Below are 14,765 nucleotides of genomic sequence, written 5' to 3' on the forward strand. Positions count from 1 at the left end.
CCCGCGGGGTGAGACCGCTCGGCGGCAGGGTGAGTACCGGAGCAAGATAACGCGATATGTCCGACTTGCAGCGCAGGGCCGTCCACCCGGGTGTCTTATGTCCGGACGCCTGTCACCATCGGCCACGACTGACGGGCCGTCAGGCCGCCGCTGTCCCCGCCCCGGTCTCCCTCTCCGGTCTCCCTCTCCGTCAGACCTCGGGCCGCAGCATCGGCGGGTTGAGCACGGTCGCCCCGCCGGCCCGGAAGAGCTGGGCGGGCCGGCCGCCCTGCCGGGTGGTGGTGCCCCCGGACGGCACCAGGAAACCCGGCGTCCCCGTCACCTTGCGGTGGAAGTTACGGGGATCGAGCGCCACGCCCCACACCGCCTCGTACACCCGGCGCAGCTCACCGACGGTGAACTCGGACGGGCAGAACGCGGTGGCGAGCGAGGAGTACTCGATCTTGGAACGGGCCCGCTCCACACCATCCGCGAGGATCCGCCCATGGTCGAAAGCGAGCTGCGCGGGTTGTCCGTCCTCACGGACGAAAGCACCCTCCTGGTTGAGCAGTGCCTCGACGGGGGCCCATCGCGCGCTGTTGGCGTCACCCCCCGCGCGGGGGGCCGGAAGGTCGGGCGAGAGCGCCAGATGGGCGACGCTGACCACCCGCATCCTGGGGTCCCGTCCGGGGTCCCCGTAGGTCGCGAGCTGTTCCAGATGGGCCCCGTTCCCGGGTGCCGGTGCGTGGGGATCGTGGGCGCAGAGCCCGGTCTCCTCTGACAGTTCCCGCGCCGCCGCGTCGGCGAGATCCTCGTCGGCCCTGACAAAACCGCCGGGCAGCGCCCACCGGCCCTGGAACGGCGACTCCCCGCGCCGTACGACCAGCGCGCAGAGCGCGTGGCGCCGCACGGTGAGCACGACCAGGTCGACGGTGACGGCAAAAGCGGGGAAGGCCGACGGGTCGTAGGGCGACATGCCGTGATCATAGTCGTCTGCCTGACGATAAACACTCCTTCGGTCATGACCACTGATTACTTCTTTCGCTCTCCCGGCCGCCCTCATGTCCAGGTCGGACACGCAGGCTCACCCGGCTACCCGCCGGGGCTCATCCGTCGCCCCCGCCGAGTTGGAGACCGTCCGCCGCTTCCTCCACCATCCCGAGTCCGAGCCGGCTGACCCGTAAGGAGAAGGGCTCCCCCGCGACCCGCAGCCCGCTGAGCCGGACCGCCCCGAGCGGGGCCGAGCGGACCGGGTACAGCGCGACCGTGCCACCGGGGGCGTCGGGGCGGACACCGACGAGCGCGGTGAGCAGATGGATGCCCGCAGCGGCCGCCACGGCGGCCGGACGGCACGCCGCCGGGTGCGGCACGGGAGCGCCCCCGGCGGTGCGCTGCTCCCCCGCGTACATCTCCGGCAGCCGGTAGCCGAAGGCCTCCGCCGCGTCCAGCACTCCACGCAGCAGGGACACCGCTTCCTTCTCGTGCCCGGCCATCGCCAGACCGGCGACCGCGACGGCCGTCTCATGGACCCGCACCGCCCCCGCGCGATGGCCGAACGGATTGTGTCCCGGCTCCCTGGCACCGAGACCCCGCAGCCCCCAGCCGGAGTCGAGCGTGGGACTGCCGAGCACACGGGCCAACTGCTCGGTCCGCTCACGGTCCAGCAGTCCCGGAGCCGCCCTGCCCTCCCCGAGCAGACCGGTGTCCAGGAGATGGGCGGAGCTGCCGCTCGGATACGGAAGCAGCCGGCCGTCATGGAGACGTGCCGCGGCCGGACGTCCCCCCGCGCGATCGTCGATCCAGAACGTCTCCGCGAACCGCACGCGCAGCGCGCCCGCCCACTCGCGCCAGCCGTCGGCCCCCGGCCGTCCGCAGGCGTCCAGCAGATCGGCTCCCAGCAGGGCCGCGCGGTGCGCGTGAGACTGGGTCTCCACCCGCTGGGGCCCGGCGGGGCCCGGCTCCCCCAGCAGCTCGCCACCGTCCAGGGCGGCGCGCAGCCAGTGCAGACAGCGCTCCGCGACCGGCAACAGCTCGGCCAGCTCGCTCTCGGAAAGCCCCCAGCGGCGTGCCTCGGCGAGGACCACGGGAAAGGCGAGTGTCGCCTCCACACCGCCGCAGGTCGGCGGCAGATGAGGACCGGCGTCCCGCAGTGGCCCGGGGAGCCGTCCGAAGTCCCGTCCCCTTCCGGTGAACTGGCCCCGGGCGACCGTGCGCAGCGTGCCCGCGGCCAGCCGGGTGCCGAGCGGAAGCGCCATCCGTGCGGCCCAGAGCGCCTCGGCGGCGGGCGGTCCGCCGCGCCAGGGCACGCCCGCGGCGAGGTGAAGATCCGCGGGACCGTCCGGCCCCCGTACCAGCAGCCCCCGGAGATCACCGAGACTCGCGGCGAACAGCGCCCCCACCCGCGGATCGTCCCCCTCGGCCGCCGCCTCGGGCAGTGGATTGCTCCCCGTCCGGCCCGTCGGCCGTACCGGTCGGCCGGAGCGGATCCGCAGTTCGATCGTGTGGGCGGCACCGGGCCCGAGCTCCACCTCCCAGCGCAGGAGTCCCGCCGAGGCAAGCGTGTCGTGGGGGCCGGGGGACGCGGTGACGACGGCGGATCCGCCACCGGGCGCGGACCAGCGCAGCCCCGCGGGGTGGACGGCCGCGGGCAGTCCCGGCCCGGCCCGGCCCGCTCCGATCGCGGCCAGTTCCGCGAGGTCGGTGCCGAAGGAGATCTCCACCGGGAATCCGCGGACGCGGCGGGCCGAGCTGTGCAGGGTGATCCGCTCGGTGCCGTCGGCGTCCCGTACCCGTTCGACATGGATCTCCGGGTCGGGTCCGGCGTCGTCGGGTGTGCGGACGACCCCCAGGAACCGCGCCCGGTCCGCGGCGACCAGCCTGCCCTGCACCGGGAGGGGTTCCCGTCCGGCGATCCGCAGCCGGCAGCGGGAGAGCAGACGCCTTCCGGACTGGTAGAAGCCCTCGATCTCCTCGCCGGTGAGCTGTCCGTGCTCGGCCGAGACCGCGAGACACGGCAGCGCGACACAGAGCAGGAGATGGTGCACGGCGGGCGGCGCCGCGCGCGGCACGGTCTTCCCGCGCCCGGCTCCGGAGGGGATGGCTCGCGGCGGCTCGCTGTTCGGGGGAGGGGCGGTGAGGGCCATGGGTGGTCTGCTCTGCCTTCTCTGCGCTCCGGAGGACCGCCGTCTCTGCGGCGGCGCGGCTCATACGATTCCGCCACCGAGGTGAACGCCCGCCCGGCCGACCTGGTCACGGCCGTCATCGCCCGCTCCTGCTGCCGCGCCTGCCACCGCGCCGGGGAGCGCGGCCCCGCGCCGGCGTCCCACCGGGGTGTGCCGCGGGCGGCAGTGCCTTCCGTGGCACTGGGGGACGGACCGGACGCGACGCCGAACGCCCTTCCTCGCCACGTGCGCCGGGCAGAGCGCGCGCGGCACGCTCCTGACGGAGACAGCGGCGCAGCGTCTCGGGGTCGAGTCCTTCGTTGCAGGCCTGGTGGAGCAGTTGCGCGAAGACGTACCGGGGGTCGAGGCGCAGGGCGAGCCCGAGGGCGACCCTGGCGCCGGGCTCGTCACCGGTGGACCAGGCGACCCAGCCGGCCAGGGTGAGCGGTGCGGTCGCGTGTTCCGCGTAGGGGCCGACGCAGCGGCGGGAGAGCGCGCGCCAGAGCCGCAGGGCGGGCCCGGCCTGGGAACCCTCCATCCACTCCGCGGCCCGGTCCCGTGTCTCCCGGTCCTGGAGCCCGAGGATGACGGCGGCCGCCTCGTCATGGCTGATGAGCCGGTCGTCCTCGACGTCCATGTCGGTCTCTCCCCCACGCGGCGCCTCCCCGAGCCGCTTCATGAGCGCCCGCGCCGTCCGCAGCGTCTCGGCACCGACCTCTTCCCTGCTGCCTCCGACCAGGATCTTCGGTACGAGGGCCGCGCCCGCCGCGTCCAGCGCCCGTTCCTGTGCCACCGCGGCGGGTGTCCGCCAGGGCGACAGTCGCGCCTCCATCTCGCGCAGTGATCCACGGACCTGGACACCGGCGTAGGTGGCGGCGGCGGCCATCACCGACGTACCGGGGAGGGCCAGCCCGGTGCCCTCCGGCGGACAGCAGCGGACATCGGGGCAGCAGTAGGACCAGAAGCGGCCGTCGGAGATACAGAGCACTTCGTACACGGGTACATCGAGGCTCCCGCACGCGGTGCGCAGCCCCTGCGCGAGCGGGCGGAGCCGCTCCATCACCTGCCGGCCCGTCCCGCCCTCCGCCGGATCCTGGCAGAGGAAGACGGCGATGCCGTCGGGCCGGGAGCCGCGCCGCGCGCTTCCCTCGATCAGGCATTCGGCGAGCTGCTCGGCCACCGACGGCCACTCCTGCGGCGAGCGCGGGATGCCGAGCCTGAGTCGCCCGCCGAAGCGCCCCTGATCGCCGTGCAGAGCGACCATGACGACGGAGTCGGTGGGGTGGAAACCGAGCAAATACGGGAGGGCGTCGGCGAGTTCCGCGGGACTGCGCAGGGTGATCTGCTGGCGGTCGGCGGATCCGGTCGGTTCGTGGTGCTTGTTCATGGGTCGACCGTCCCGCGGCGGGCCAAATCCCGCGACCCCTGTGGATAACGTTATCCACAGGCTGGTGGCCGCATTCGCGCTTTGTCCGGGCCATCGGGTTGCATGGGGGCATGACCAACGCAGACCGCGCGGCTCTCCGGGCCTCGGCCGATTCCGTCCTCACCCGCCTCGTCGGTGACACCACCGGCACCGCCCGGCTGCGCGAGGACCAGTGGCGGGCCATCGAGGCGCTCGTCGCCGACAGACGCAGGGCACTGGTGGTCCAGCGGACGGGGTGGGGCAAGTCCGCGGTGTATTTCGTGGCGACCTCACTGCTGCGGGAGCGCGGCGCGGGCCCGACCGTGATCGTCTCGCCGCTGCTCGCGCTGATGCGCAATCAGGTGGAGGCCGCCGCCCGCGCCGGGATCCGGGCCCGGACGATCAACTCGTCGAACGCGGAGGAATGGGACACGATCCAGGACGAGGTGGCCGCGGGCGAGGTCGATGTGCTGCTGGTCAGCCCGGAGCGGCTGAACAATCCGGACTTCCGGGACCAGGTCCTGCCCCGGCTCGCCGCGGCGACGGGACTGCTGGTGGTGGACGAGGCGCACTGCATCTCCGACTGGGGCCATGACTTCCGTCCGGACTACCGGCGGCTGCGCACGATGCTCGCGGAGCTGCCGTCCGGTGTTCCGGTCCTCGCCACCACGGCCACGGCGAACTCACGGGTGACCGCCGATGTCGCCGAGCAGTTGGGCACCGCGGCGGGGACGGACGCGCTCGTGCTGCGCGGGCCGCTGGACCGGGAGAGTCTCAGTCTCCATGTGCTGCGGCTGCCGGACGCGGCGCACCGGCTGGCGTGGCTGGCCGATCATCTCGGTGAGCTGCCCGGCTCGGGGATCATCTATACGCTGACGGTCGCGGCGGCCGAGGAGGTCACGGCGTATCTGCGGCAGTGCGGGCACACGGTCGCCTCGTACACCGGACGCACGGAGAACGCCGACCGTCAGCAGGCCGAGGACGATCTGCTGGCGAACAGGGTGAAGGCACTGGTCGCCACCTCGGCTCTGGGCATGGGGTTCGACAAGCCCGACCTCGGATTCGTGGTGCACCTCGGCTCCCCCTCCTCGCCCATCGCCTACTACCAGCAGGTGGGCCGCGCGGGCCGTGGGGTGGAGCATGCCGAGGTGCTGCTGCTGCCCGGCAGGGAGGACGAAGCGATCTGGCAGTACTTCGCGTCCGTCGCGTTCCCGTCCGAGGAACTGGTCCGCCGGACGCTCGATGTCCTGGGCCGGGCCGAGCGGCCGCTGTCGCTGCCCGCGCTCGAACCCCTCGTCGAGCTGCGGCGTACACGCCTGGAGACGATGCTCAAGGTCCTCGACGTGGACGGAGCGGTGCACCGGGTGAAGGGTGGCTGGACCGCCACGGGCCGCCCGTGGGTGTACGACACCGAGCGGTACGCCTGGGTGTCGCGCCAGCGCGGGGCCGAACAGCAGGCGATGCGCGACTACGCGTCGGCGGACGGCTGCCGGATGGAGTTCCTGCGGCGGCAGCTGGACGACGAGGAAGCCGCCCCGTGCGGTCGGTGCGACAACTGCGCGGGGGCCCGGTTCGAGGACAAGGTGACCGCCGCCGCCCTCGACGCCGCACGCGGTGAGCTGGGCAGGCCCGGTGTGGAGGTGGAGCCGCGCAAGATGTGGCCGACCGGACTCTCCGCGGTCGGTGTCGATCTCAAGGGGCGTATCCCCCCGGGCGAACAGTCCTTCGCCGGGCGGGCGTTGGGGCGGCTGTCCGACATCGGCTGGGGCAACAGGCTGCGGCCGATGCTGGCGGCGCACGCCGCGGACGGCCCGGTGCCCGACGATGTGGTGAACGCGGTGGTCAGCGTGCTCGCCGACTGGGCCAAGGGACCGGGCGGCTGGGCCTCCGGCGCGGCCGACGCGCCGCCCCGGCCCGTCGGGATCGTCACCGTGGCCTCGCGGAGCCGGCCCCGGCTCGTCGGCACGCTCGGCGACCGGATCTCGCAGATCGGCCGGATGCCGCTGCTCGGCACGGTCGAGTACGGGCCGGCGGCGGTCGACACCCATATCTCCCGTACCAACAGCGCTCAGCGGGTGCGTGCCCTGCACGAATCGCTGACCGTACCCCCCGAGCTGGCCGGCGCGCTCGCCTCGGCGGGCGGTCCTGTTCTGCTCGTCGACGATCTCTCGGACAGCGGCTGGACTCTCGCGGTGGCCGCCCGGCTGCTGCGCAAGGCGGGCGCGAAGGGGGTGTTTCCGCTGGTCCTCGCCGTTCAGGCATGACAGACGGCAGCAGCCGTACGACTGCGACCGGGGATATGACCGCCATAACTGCCCATTCCGGTCAACGGCGCCAATTGCTCGTTGCCGCACGCCCCCGCGCCAAGGAGAATTGACGCTACCCCCGCACGGTCGCTCGCGGTCCGCAAGGGCTGTGCCGAGGTGCGCCCCCGTCCGACCCAGCCCGCACTGTGGGCGCGTATGCGAAGGGAGGATCGTGACCTTCGGATTCGCTCCGTCCGCAGCCACTTCGATCACCGGGCCGACGGGTTCCGCCAACCGCCTCGCCAGGATGCTCGAACTCGACGAATGGGCGGCAGCGGGGATTCCGCTGCTGCGCAACCCACGTGAGGTGGTCAGCGGTCTGCACAGCAGACACCGGCCGACTCCGGGGACCGCGGTCGTGGCCGTCCTCGATCATGAGGAACGGCTTGCCGCGAGCGCTTCCTTCGTCCCACGGGAGGCGCCGGTGGACGGCTGGGAGTTCCGCAACGCGCTGCTGGCACATCTACGCCGTGTCATCCCGCACGATCTGCGCCGTCGCACGCCCATACGCACCGCCGTACTCCTCTACTGCCGTGAGGGCGACGAACGGTGGACGGAGGAGGACGGAGCCTGGATGTGGGGACTGCGGGACGCCTGCACCCTGCACGGGCTGCGGTGCGGCGCGTACATCACCCTGACACGCGGCGGCTGGCAGGTGCTGGGCGAGGGCCGTGGGGGCCGTCGGCCCCACTCCATGTCCCCGCCGGCTGATCTGTCGGAGACGGTGATCGAGGCCGCTTCCTCGCCGGTGCGCGGAGGCGGCGTCGCCGTCGAGGCGCTGCGGCGCACGGCCGCCCGCTGAGCGGAAGCGGACACACGGAGGCGCGGACGCACGACGCGCCGAACGGCCGAGGGGTTTCCACGCGCGGACACACCACAGCGGCCCGGCCACCCCCTGAACGGGCAGCCGGGTCACGACCGGGACGTACGGACGTCCAGGCGCGGGCGCCGACGCCCGCGCACCACACGCCGTACGGCTGTCGTACGGTTCAGACCCCCGCGCCGAGCACGGCGTTGATCCGCTCGCTGTCACCGCACACGACCAGCAGCGCGGTGGCCCGTTCCCGGGCCAGCGGGAGCACCCGGGTGGCGACGGCGTCGTCGCCTCCGTTGACGGCCACGACCACGACGGGCCGTGACTGCGCGCGGGTGACAGCGGCGGCGTCTGCGAAGAACACGTCTTCGCGGGCGTCGTGCTGGGCCCAGTAGGAAGTTTCACCGAAGGACAGCTCATGGGTGGCCCACGGGTGCTGTTCCCCGGTGGTGAGGACCAGGATGTCGCCCGGCGCCCGACCCGAGTCGAGCAGCAGGTCGACCGCCTCCTCGGCGGCGTCGAGCGCCCCGCCCGCCGGAGCCGGGATCAGTTGGAGCCGAGGAGCGGAAGGAGTGGTGGGCCCGGACGCCTTGGGCTGCCCGGCGGAGCTCTGCGAGCGCTGCGCCGGCGGCGCGGGCCTCGCGGGACCGGGTCCCGGGCGACCGGGACGCGGTGTGGCCGCGGAGCGCGGCCCGGGTACGGGACGCGGACCGGGTACAGGACGAGGGGTCGGCGCGGTGCGGCCGGTGGCCGGGGTGGCGCTGGGACCCTGGGCTCTCTCGTGAATCTGAGGCTCCTGGGGGATGAGAGGCATGGCTGGATGTCTATCAAACGCCGACGCCAGAGGCATCGGCGGGTGGGCACGTTCGCGGCCCGGCCCACGGCCGGGGGCACGTGGGCGAAGAGGTCACCGGATGTTCCAGAAGTCGGACGGATCGGAAGTCGGACGTGCCGGAGTCGGACGTGTCAGAAGTCGAAGCCGAGTTGGCCCCCGCTTTCCATGGCCGCGGCCCCTACGGGGATCCGGATCTTCTTGAGGTGCCGCCACCGGGGCAGCGAGTCGAGATAGGCCCACGAGAGCCGGTGGTGCGGTGTCGGCCCCCGTTCCTCCAGCGCCGCCTTGTGCACCGGTGAGGGATACCCGGCGTTGGCGCCGAAGGCGAAGGGAACGTACTCCTCGGACACCGCGCCCAGTTCGGCCATCAGCGCGTCCCTGCGCACCTTGGCGATGACCGAGGCCGCCGCCACCGAGACACAGGACTGGTCGCCCTTGATGACCGTACGCACCTGCCAGGGCCCTCCGAGATAGTCGTGCTTGCCGTCGAGGATCACCGCGTCGGGCCGTACCGGCAGCGCCTCAAGGGCGCGTACGGCGGCGAGCCTGAGTGCCGCGGTCATCCCCAGGGCGTCGATCTCCTCCGGAGAGGCATGCCCAAGTGCGTGCGAGGTGACCCACTTCTCCAGCTCACCGGCCAGCTCCGTACGGCGCTTGGGGCTGATCAGCTTGGAGTCGGTGAGACCGGCCGGCGGTCTGCGCAGTCCGGTGATGGCGGCGCACACCGTGACCGGCCCGGCCCACGCTCCGCGTCCGACTTCGTCGACGCCGGCGATGACTCTGGCGTCGGTGGTGGCGCGCAGCGAGCGCTCAACGGTGTGCGTGGGTGGTTCGTACGGCATGGCACCTGCAAGGTTACGCCGCCGGAACGCCGTGCGACAGACCGGGTACCGGCCGTCCTCAACAGCCTTGTCCGGCCTGCCGCGCGGGATGCCTCAGCGGGCGCGTGCCTGGAGCAGCGGCACCATGACCTGATCGATCATCTCGGCGATCTCACCATCGGTCCATTCGCTCCCGCACACCTTGGAACGGAACATCATCAGAGCCGGAATCACATCGCAGACCAGCGCGCCGGTGGCATCGGGGCGTACGTCGCCACGCTGGATCCCCCGTTTCACCACGTCACCGAAGAGCCGGTAGGACGGCTCGATGACCCACTTGATGATCAGCCCCTGGAAGCGTTCGGCGCCCGCCGCGTCACATTCGTGAAGAACCGAGCGGAGCGCGAACCCGGGCCGGGAGAACATCGAGTCCCGTACGAGCCGGCAGAGCTCGTACAGATCCTCGCGCACACTCCCCCGGTCGGGCGCCTCGTCGAGCGTCGGCAGCCCCGCCTGGAGCGCGTCGGCGACCAGATCCTCCTTGGAGGGCCAGCGGCGGTACACCGCCGCCTTGCCGGTCCGGGCCCCGGCCGCGACGCCTTCCATGGTCAGCCCGTTCCAGCCGACCGTACTCAACTGCTCCAGGGCGGCTTCGAGGATCGCCCGCTCCAGCACGGGCCCACGGCGCCGGGGCGACGCCGACTGCGACCGAGCGGTGGCCGCGGAGCGCGAAGAAACCATCAGTAACTCTCCATAGGGGGCTGACACTCCGGGACGGCAGCTTCAGTGAACGCTTGCGTTCCCTGAAGGGGACTCACTACCGTGAACTCAACAGTGAACGGCTGCGTTCACTAATTCACCTGTGGGGGATCCAGCAGTGACAACCTCTCAACTCGAAACACGGAACGAACCACCGGGCGCGGCCCGTCGGAGCGGGCGACCGGGGATCGCCCTCACCGTCATCGCGGCCTGTCAGCTCATGGTCGTACTCGACGCGACCATTGTGAATATCGCGCTTCCTCATATCCAGGACGCCCTGAGTTTCTCGACCACGGATCTCTCCTGGGTCCTGAGCGCCTACACCCTGACCTTCGGCGGTCTGCTGCTGCTCGGCGGCCGGGCCGGCGACATCCTGGGCCGCCGCCGGGTCTTCATGACCGGCATCCTGCTCTTCACCCTCGCGTCCCTTCTGGGCGGTTTCGCCCAGGAACCCTGGCAGTTGCTCGCCGCCCGTGCGCTCCAGGGAGTGGGCGGCGCGATCGCCTCGCCCACCTCGCTCGCCCTGATCACCACCACCTTCCCCGAAGGGCCCGAGCGGAACAGGGCGTTCGGTGTCTTCGCCGCCGTCTCGGCGGGTGGTGGCGCGATAGGGCTGCTGACAGGCGGCATGCTCACCGAATGGCTCGACTGGCGCTGGGTCCTCTTCGTCAATGTACCGATCGGTGTGCTGATCGCGGTCCTCGCTCCGATGTACATCAATGAGTCCGAGCGCCATCCGGGACGCTTCGACATCGCGGGCGCCGCGACGTCCACGCTGGGTATGGCGTCGCTCGTGTACGGATTCATCCGGGCCTCCGAGGAGGGCTGGCGGGACCCGCTGACGCTGGGCGCGTTCGCGGCCTCGGTGGTGCTGCTCGCCATGTTCGCGGTGATCGAGTCCCGGGCGAAGGAACCCATCACGCCGCTCAGGATGTTCGCCGACCGGAACCGGTCGGGCACCTACGTCATCATGCTGAGCCTTGCCGCCGCGATGTTCGGCATGTTCTTCTTCATCGTCCTTTTCGTACAGAACGTGCTCGGATACAGCCCGATCCAGTCCGGTCTGGCTTTCCTGCCCGTAACGGTCGCCATCATCGTCGGGGCGGGACTGTCCCAGCGGTTCCTTCCGGTGCTCGGTCCCAAGCCGTTCATGGTGACCGGTTCCGCCATCACCGGTCTCGGTCTGTTCTGGCAGACGCTCATCACCCCGGACAGCTCATATCTGGGTGGCGTGCTCGGGCCACTGCTGCTCTTCGGCTTCGGTATGGGCCTGAACTTCGTCACGCTCACCCTGACCGCCGTCTCGGGCGTCGCGCAGCACGAGGCGGGCGCGGCCTCCGGACTGCTCAACGCGAGCCAGCAGGTGGGAGGCTCGCTGGGGCTCTCGATCCTGGTCACCGTCTTCGGCACGGCCAGCCGCAACGAGGCGGAGAGGCAACTTCCGTCCTTCATGGCGGAGGCGAGCCCCGCGCAGAAGGCGGAACTGGCCAAGACCCACGAACTGCCGGGACGCTGGGGACACGAGGTGCTGACCCAGGGCATCTCGACGGCTTTCATCGCGGCGGTGGCCATGGTGGCGGTCGCGCTGCTGACGGCGGCACTGGTGATCCGGGTACGCAAGAGCGATCTGGAGGCACTCAGCGGCAGGGCGGAGGCAGCGGGTCCGGTGGCCTAGCTTCCGCTCCGCGCCCGGTCCGGGACCCCGATTCCCGGCTCCGGTACCGGCCCCGTACTGGTACGAGCGCGCGTACGGACACCGAGCGCCGGTACGGATACGGATACGCGTACGGGACGTCCGGCAGCAGCGCCGGGCGTCCCGTAGGCGCAGGCCTTACGCACCGGCCGTACGTGCGGGCCGTACGCGGCGAATCGGCCGTACGCGCGGGACGTACCGAACCGTCACAGCCGGTTGACGTCGAGGTCAGCGCCGTACTCGATCCAGTCACCCGGCCCCTGGCAGTCCGGTGAGTAGGCGGCCTCCCGCTTCGCCAGAATCTCGCGCGCCCTCTTCTCGCTCCAGTTCGTCGCGTACCAGGGCTTGTCGTCCGCCTCGGCCAGATTCTCCGCGATGCCGGCAAGAGCGCAGGAGCGCAGCGGCTCGGGAAGCCGGTCCAGCGCCGGTACGGCGTCGGCGGACAGCGCCTGGAAGTACTCGACGTCGAGCTTGTGCAGGCGCTCGTACCGGTCCACGTTGCTCTCCGCCACGAGGGCGTCCGGCGAGAGCAGCCCGAAGGTGAGCACGGCCGCCGCGCCACTGGCGGCGACGGCGCGCGGCAGCCACCGTCCGCCCACGGCTCCCGCCACCAGAATCAGGACGATCACCAGAGCGAGCCACAGCTCCATCGCCGCCACCGAGACACGCAGCCGTGTCAGTCCGTACTCCTCGACGTACAGATCCATCCGGCGCAGCGCGGAGGCGGCCACGACGAGTGTGAGAACACAGAGAACGCCGAGCACGGCCCGGACCAGCGCGCTGTCGCGGGCACCGTCACGCGGGGCCCACCGGCGGGCCAGCCCGACGACGAGAAGGACGAGGAGGGTGACCCAGAGCAGTTGCCAGAAGCCCTGGCGCGCGTATTCGGAACGGGTGAGTCCGGTCTTCTCGAAGACCTTGCGATAGCCGCCGAACAGTACGGCGAGCTGGACCGCGATGAAGACCGCGAAGAGCAGATTGAGAACGATCAGCGGAAGCGCCCACTCCATCCTGCCGCGGGCCCGGCCGGGGCGTACGGTGATCCGGTCCCAGCGCAGGGGCGCCGCCGCGGTGTTCGCGGCGGCGAGAGCGCCGAGGAGTCCGACGCCGAACAGCAGGAAGCGCCACGGCCCGTCGGCGGCCGACACATCGGGGGTCAGACCACCGAGCAGATCGGCGAAGGCCGCGTCGGCGCCCGCGAAGAGCGCTCCGAACACGAACAGCAGCACCACGGCGACGACGACCCCGCGGATCAGGGGCATCAACTGTTTCCGCGATCTTCCGGTGCGCTCGCGCAGACCGCGCAGGCCCCATGCCACGCCGTTGCCGATCGAACCGAGCAGACCGAACGGGCCGAACACCACACCCGGCCAGGTGCGGGCGCCATGCAGCGCGAGCGAACCGAGCGCCAGTGCGGACACGAGGGCGAGGAAGACCGGCAGACCGGCGTCGTTGAGGGCGGGGACGGCGAGCAGTGCCACGCCGCCGAGGGCCCAGACCAGTGTCCAGGGGCGCGGACGGCGACCGGCGTTCCGGGCGGTGAGGTAGGCGGCGAGGGCCGCCGGGACCGTCACGATCAACAGATTCAGCCCCACCCCGTCGCCCAGCAGCAGGGCGCTGAGCAGAGCGGTCGCCAGGACCGACCAGAGTGCGGCGGCGCGGATCGGGGCCGGGGTGACGGGGCTGATCTCGGTCACCCAGACGGGTGGCTCGGGCCGCTGGGGCTGCCACTGCTGCCAGTCGGGAGCCGCCGCGCGCCGCGGCTCCTGTCCGCTTCCCGCACCCCGCTCGCTCTTCGTCCTCGGCTCGTGGCCCGCGTCCGGCTCGCGACCCGGGTCCGGCTCCTTGGCCGGCGCGGGTATGGACGGTGTGTCTGTCACGGGACCCCCTCCCGACCGGGCCCCTTCGCGGCGGAGTGGCGCGTACGACCCGGTGTCTCGTCGGCACGCCTCCGTCGAAGATCATCAAGGCGGCGTGGCGGAAAGAGTAACCACGCGGGCAAGGAGGTCCCGCGGTCCTCAGGTGCCCCTGTGGCAGGACCGTGACAAACAAATGCCGGCAGTGGTCACCCGGTTACGGCGGCGGACAGCCATCCCGGCAGCTCCTCCGTACGCCCGGACCACTCCCGCGGCGGCGCTCCGGCGCTCCCGGCCGCGATCACTCCCCCGACGATGGCGCAGTTCGTGTCGACATCGCCGCCCACCTGAGCCGTCGTCCAGAAGCCCCGCTCGAAGTCACCGAGGGCACGGGCCGCCGACCAGAGGGCGAACGGCACGGTGTCGTGCGCGCTGGTACGCCGCCCACAGCCGAGGACGGCGGCGACGGTGCCCGCGTCCCCGTAGTCGAGCATGTCCCGCGCCCGTCGCAGCCCCACGCCCACGGCGCTGCGCGGTACGAGCGCCACCACACCGTCCAGCAGGGCCTCGGGCGTGGGCGGACCCGCCGGATCCGCGGCGAGAGCGGCCGCGGCGGCCACCGCCATCGCACCCGCCACGGCCTCACGGTGCTGATGTGTGGGGTACGCGGAGATCTCGGCCTGGTGCGCGGCCTGTTCCGGGTCGTCGGCGTACCAGGCGCCGAGAGGCGCGATACGCATGGCGGCCCCATTGCCCCACGAGCCCTGGCCGTCGAAGAGCCCGGAGGCCAGCTCGCGCCAGTCGCCGCCCTCGCGCACCAGCCGGAGCAGCCGGTTCACGGCCGGACCGTAACCGCGGTCGAAGTCATGGCGCTCGGCGAAGGAGCGCGCGAGCGTGTCCTGGTCGATACGGCCGAGCGTGCCCAGCACGGCCAGGACCGACGCGCCCATCTCGGTGTCATCGGTCCACTGCCAGCTGCCGGGCGGCAGCTCCCGTCGCCTCAGCAGGGGAACGTTCGACGGTACGAAGAACTGGGAGCCCAGGGCGTCTCCCACGGACAGTCCACGCAGACTGGCCAGGGCGCGTTCGTAGCGCGCCGTATCGGGTATCGGTCGAGTGGTCATCGTGGAGTCCAA

General features: G+C 71.9%; 11 protein-coding genes. 3 read left to right on the top strand and 8 right to left on the bottom strand.

The annotated features are described in order from the left end of the window. Nucleotides 1-190: 190 nt before the first annotated feature. From ACWGDX_RS28475 to ACWGDX_RS28485, 3 genes are all read right to left on the bottom strand, one after another. Nucleotides 191-955 carry an NUDIX hydrolase gene (locus tag ACWGDX_RS28475; RefSeq protein WP_453630057.1) on the bottom strand — a complete coding sequence of 255 codons (765 nt, stop codon included), beginning with the start codon at nt 953-955 and terminating at the stop codon, nt 191-193. 130 nt (nt 956-1,085) lie between these two features. Continuing rightward, nucleotides 1,086-3,122: a glycogen debranching N-terminal domain-containing protein gene (locus ACWGDX_RS28480; protein ID WP_453630059.1), complete on the bottom strand. Its 2,037-nt coding sequence runs from the start codon at nt 3,120-3,122 to the stop codon at nt 1,086-1,088. Between the two features lie 115 nt (nt 3,123-3,237). Then, nucleotides 3,238-4,527 (bottom strand): DUF4192 domain-containing protein, encoded by a 1,290-nt coding sequence (locus tag ACWGDX_RS28485; protein ID WP_453630061.1) that lies wholly within the window; start codon nt 4,525-4,527, stop codon nt 3,238-3,240. A 110-nt stretch (nt 4,528-4,637) separates the two neighbouring features. Between ACWGDX_RS28485 and ACWGDX_RS28490 the strand changes: the two genes are divergently transcribed. Continuing rightward, the gene (locus tag ACWGDX_RS28490; RefSeq protein ID WP_453630063.1) at nt 4,638-6,809 is read left to right on the top strand and encodes a RecQ family ATP-dependent DNA helicase; all 2,172 of its coding nucleotides are present in this window, start codon (nt 4,638-4,640) and stop codon (nt 6,807-6,809) included. 214 nt (nt 6,810-7,023) lie between these two features. Then, nucleotides 7,024-7,653: a hypothetical protein gene (locus ACWGDX_RS28495; RefSeq protein ID WP_453630064.1), complete on the top strand. Its 630-nt coding sequence runs from the start codon at nt 7,024-7,026 to the stop codon at nt 7,651-7,653. 187 nt (nt 7,654-7,840) lie between these two features. Here ACWGDX_RS28495 and ACWGDX_RS28500 read toward each other — a convergent pair whose 3' ends face one another. The 3 genes from ACWGDX_RS28500 to ACWGDX_RS28510 all read right to left on the bottom strand — a co-directional run bounded on the left by ACWGDX_RS28500 (nt 7,841) and on the right by ACWGDX_RS28510 (nt 10,062). After that, nucleotides 7,841-8,479, bottom strand: a complete 639-nt coding sequence (locus ACWGDX_RS28500; protein ID WP_453630066.1) for a hypothetical protein — start codon at nt 8,477-8,479, stop codon at nt 7,841-7,843. A 152-nt stretch (nt 8,480-8,631) separates the two neighbouring features. After that, the gene (locus tag ACWGDX_RS28505) at nt 8,632-9,342 is read right to left on the bottom strand and encodes a ribonuclease HII (protein ID WP_453630067.1); all 711 of its coding nucleotides are present in this window, start codon (nt 9,340-9,342) and stop codon (nt 8,632-8,634) included. 93 nt (nt 9,343-9,435) lie between these two features. Continuing rightward, entirely contained in the window at nt 9,436-10,062 is a 627-nt protein-coding gene (locus ACWGDX_RS28510) for a TetR/AcrR family transcriptional regulator (RefSeq protein WP_453630069.1), read from the bottom strand. 136 nt (nt 10,063-10,198) lie between these two features. Between ACWGDX_RS28510 and ACWGDX_RS28515 the strand changes: the two genes are divergently transcribed. After that, nucleotides 10,199-11,755: an MFS transporter gene (locus tag ACWGDX_RS28515; RefSeq protein ID WP_453630071.1), complete on the top strand. Its 1,557-nt coding sequence runs from the start codon at nt 10,199-10,201 to the stop codon at nt 11,753-11,755. Nucleotides 11,756-11,979: 224 nt separating this feature from the next. Here ACWGDX_RS28515 and ACWGDX_RS28520 read toward each other — a convergent pair whose 3' ends face one another. Both ACWGDX_RS28520 and ACWGDX_RS28525 read right to left on the bottom strand, forming a co-directional pair. Continuing rightward, the gene (locus ACWGDX_RS28520) at nt 11,980-13,653 is read right to left on the bottom strand and encodes a DUF4153 domain-containing protein (RefSeq protein WP_453630073.1); all 1,674 of its coding nucleotides are present in this window, start codon (nt 13,651-13,653) and stop codon (nt 11,980-11,982) included. Between the two features lie 185 nt (nt 13,654-13,838). Continuing rightward, nucleotides 13,839-14,753: an ADP-ribosylglycohydrolase family protein gene (locus ACWGDX_RS28525; protein WP_453630075.1), complete on the bottom strand. Its 915-nt coding sequence runs from the start codon at nt 14,751-14,753 to the stop codon at nt 13,839-13,841. Between the last annotated feature and the right edge of the window lie 12 nt (nt 14,754-14,765).

It is taken from the genome of Streptomyces sp. NPDC055025 (assembly GCF_053608565.1).

Excerpts from the sequence above, each read along its gene's own strand:
- ACWGDX_RS28475 (WP_453630057.1), bottom strand. The coding sequence starts at position 955 with ATGTCGCCCTACGACCCGTCGGCCTTCCCCGCTTTTGCCGTCACCGTC.
- ACWGDX_RS28480 (WP_453630059.1), bottom strand. The coding sequence starts at position 3,122 with ATGGCCCTCACCGCCCCTCCCCCGAACAGCGAGCCGCCGCGAGCCATC.
- ACWGDX_RS28485 (WP_453630061.1), bottom strand. The coding sequence starts at position 4,527 with ATGAACAAGCACCACGAACCGACCGGATCCGCCGACCGCCAGCAGATC.
- ACWGDX_RS28490 (WP_453630063.1), top strand. The coding sequence starts at position 4,638 with ATGACCAACGCAGACCGCGCGGCTCTCCGGGCCTCGGCCGATTCCGTC.
- ACWGDX_RS28500 (WP_453630066.1), bottom strand. The coding sequence starts at position 8,479 with ATGCCTCTCATCCCCCAGGAGCCTCAGATTCACGAGAGAGCCCAGGGT.
- ACWGDX_RS28505 (WP_453630067.1), bottom strand. The coding sequence starts at position 9,342 with ATGCCGTACGAACCACCCACGCACACCGTTGAGCGCTCGCTGCGCGCC.
- ACWGDX_RS28510 (WP_453630069.1), bottom strand. The coding sequence starts at position 10,062 with ATGGTTTCTTCGCGCTCCGCGGCCACCGCTCGGTCGCAGTCGGCGTCG.
- ACWGDX_RS28525 (WP_453630075.1), bottom strand. The coding sequence starts at position 14,753 with ATGACCACTCGACCGATACCCGATACGGCGCGCTACGAACGCGCCCTG.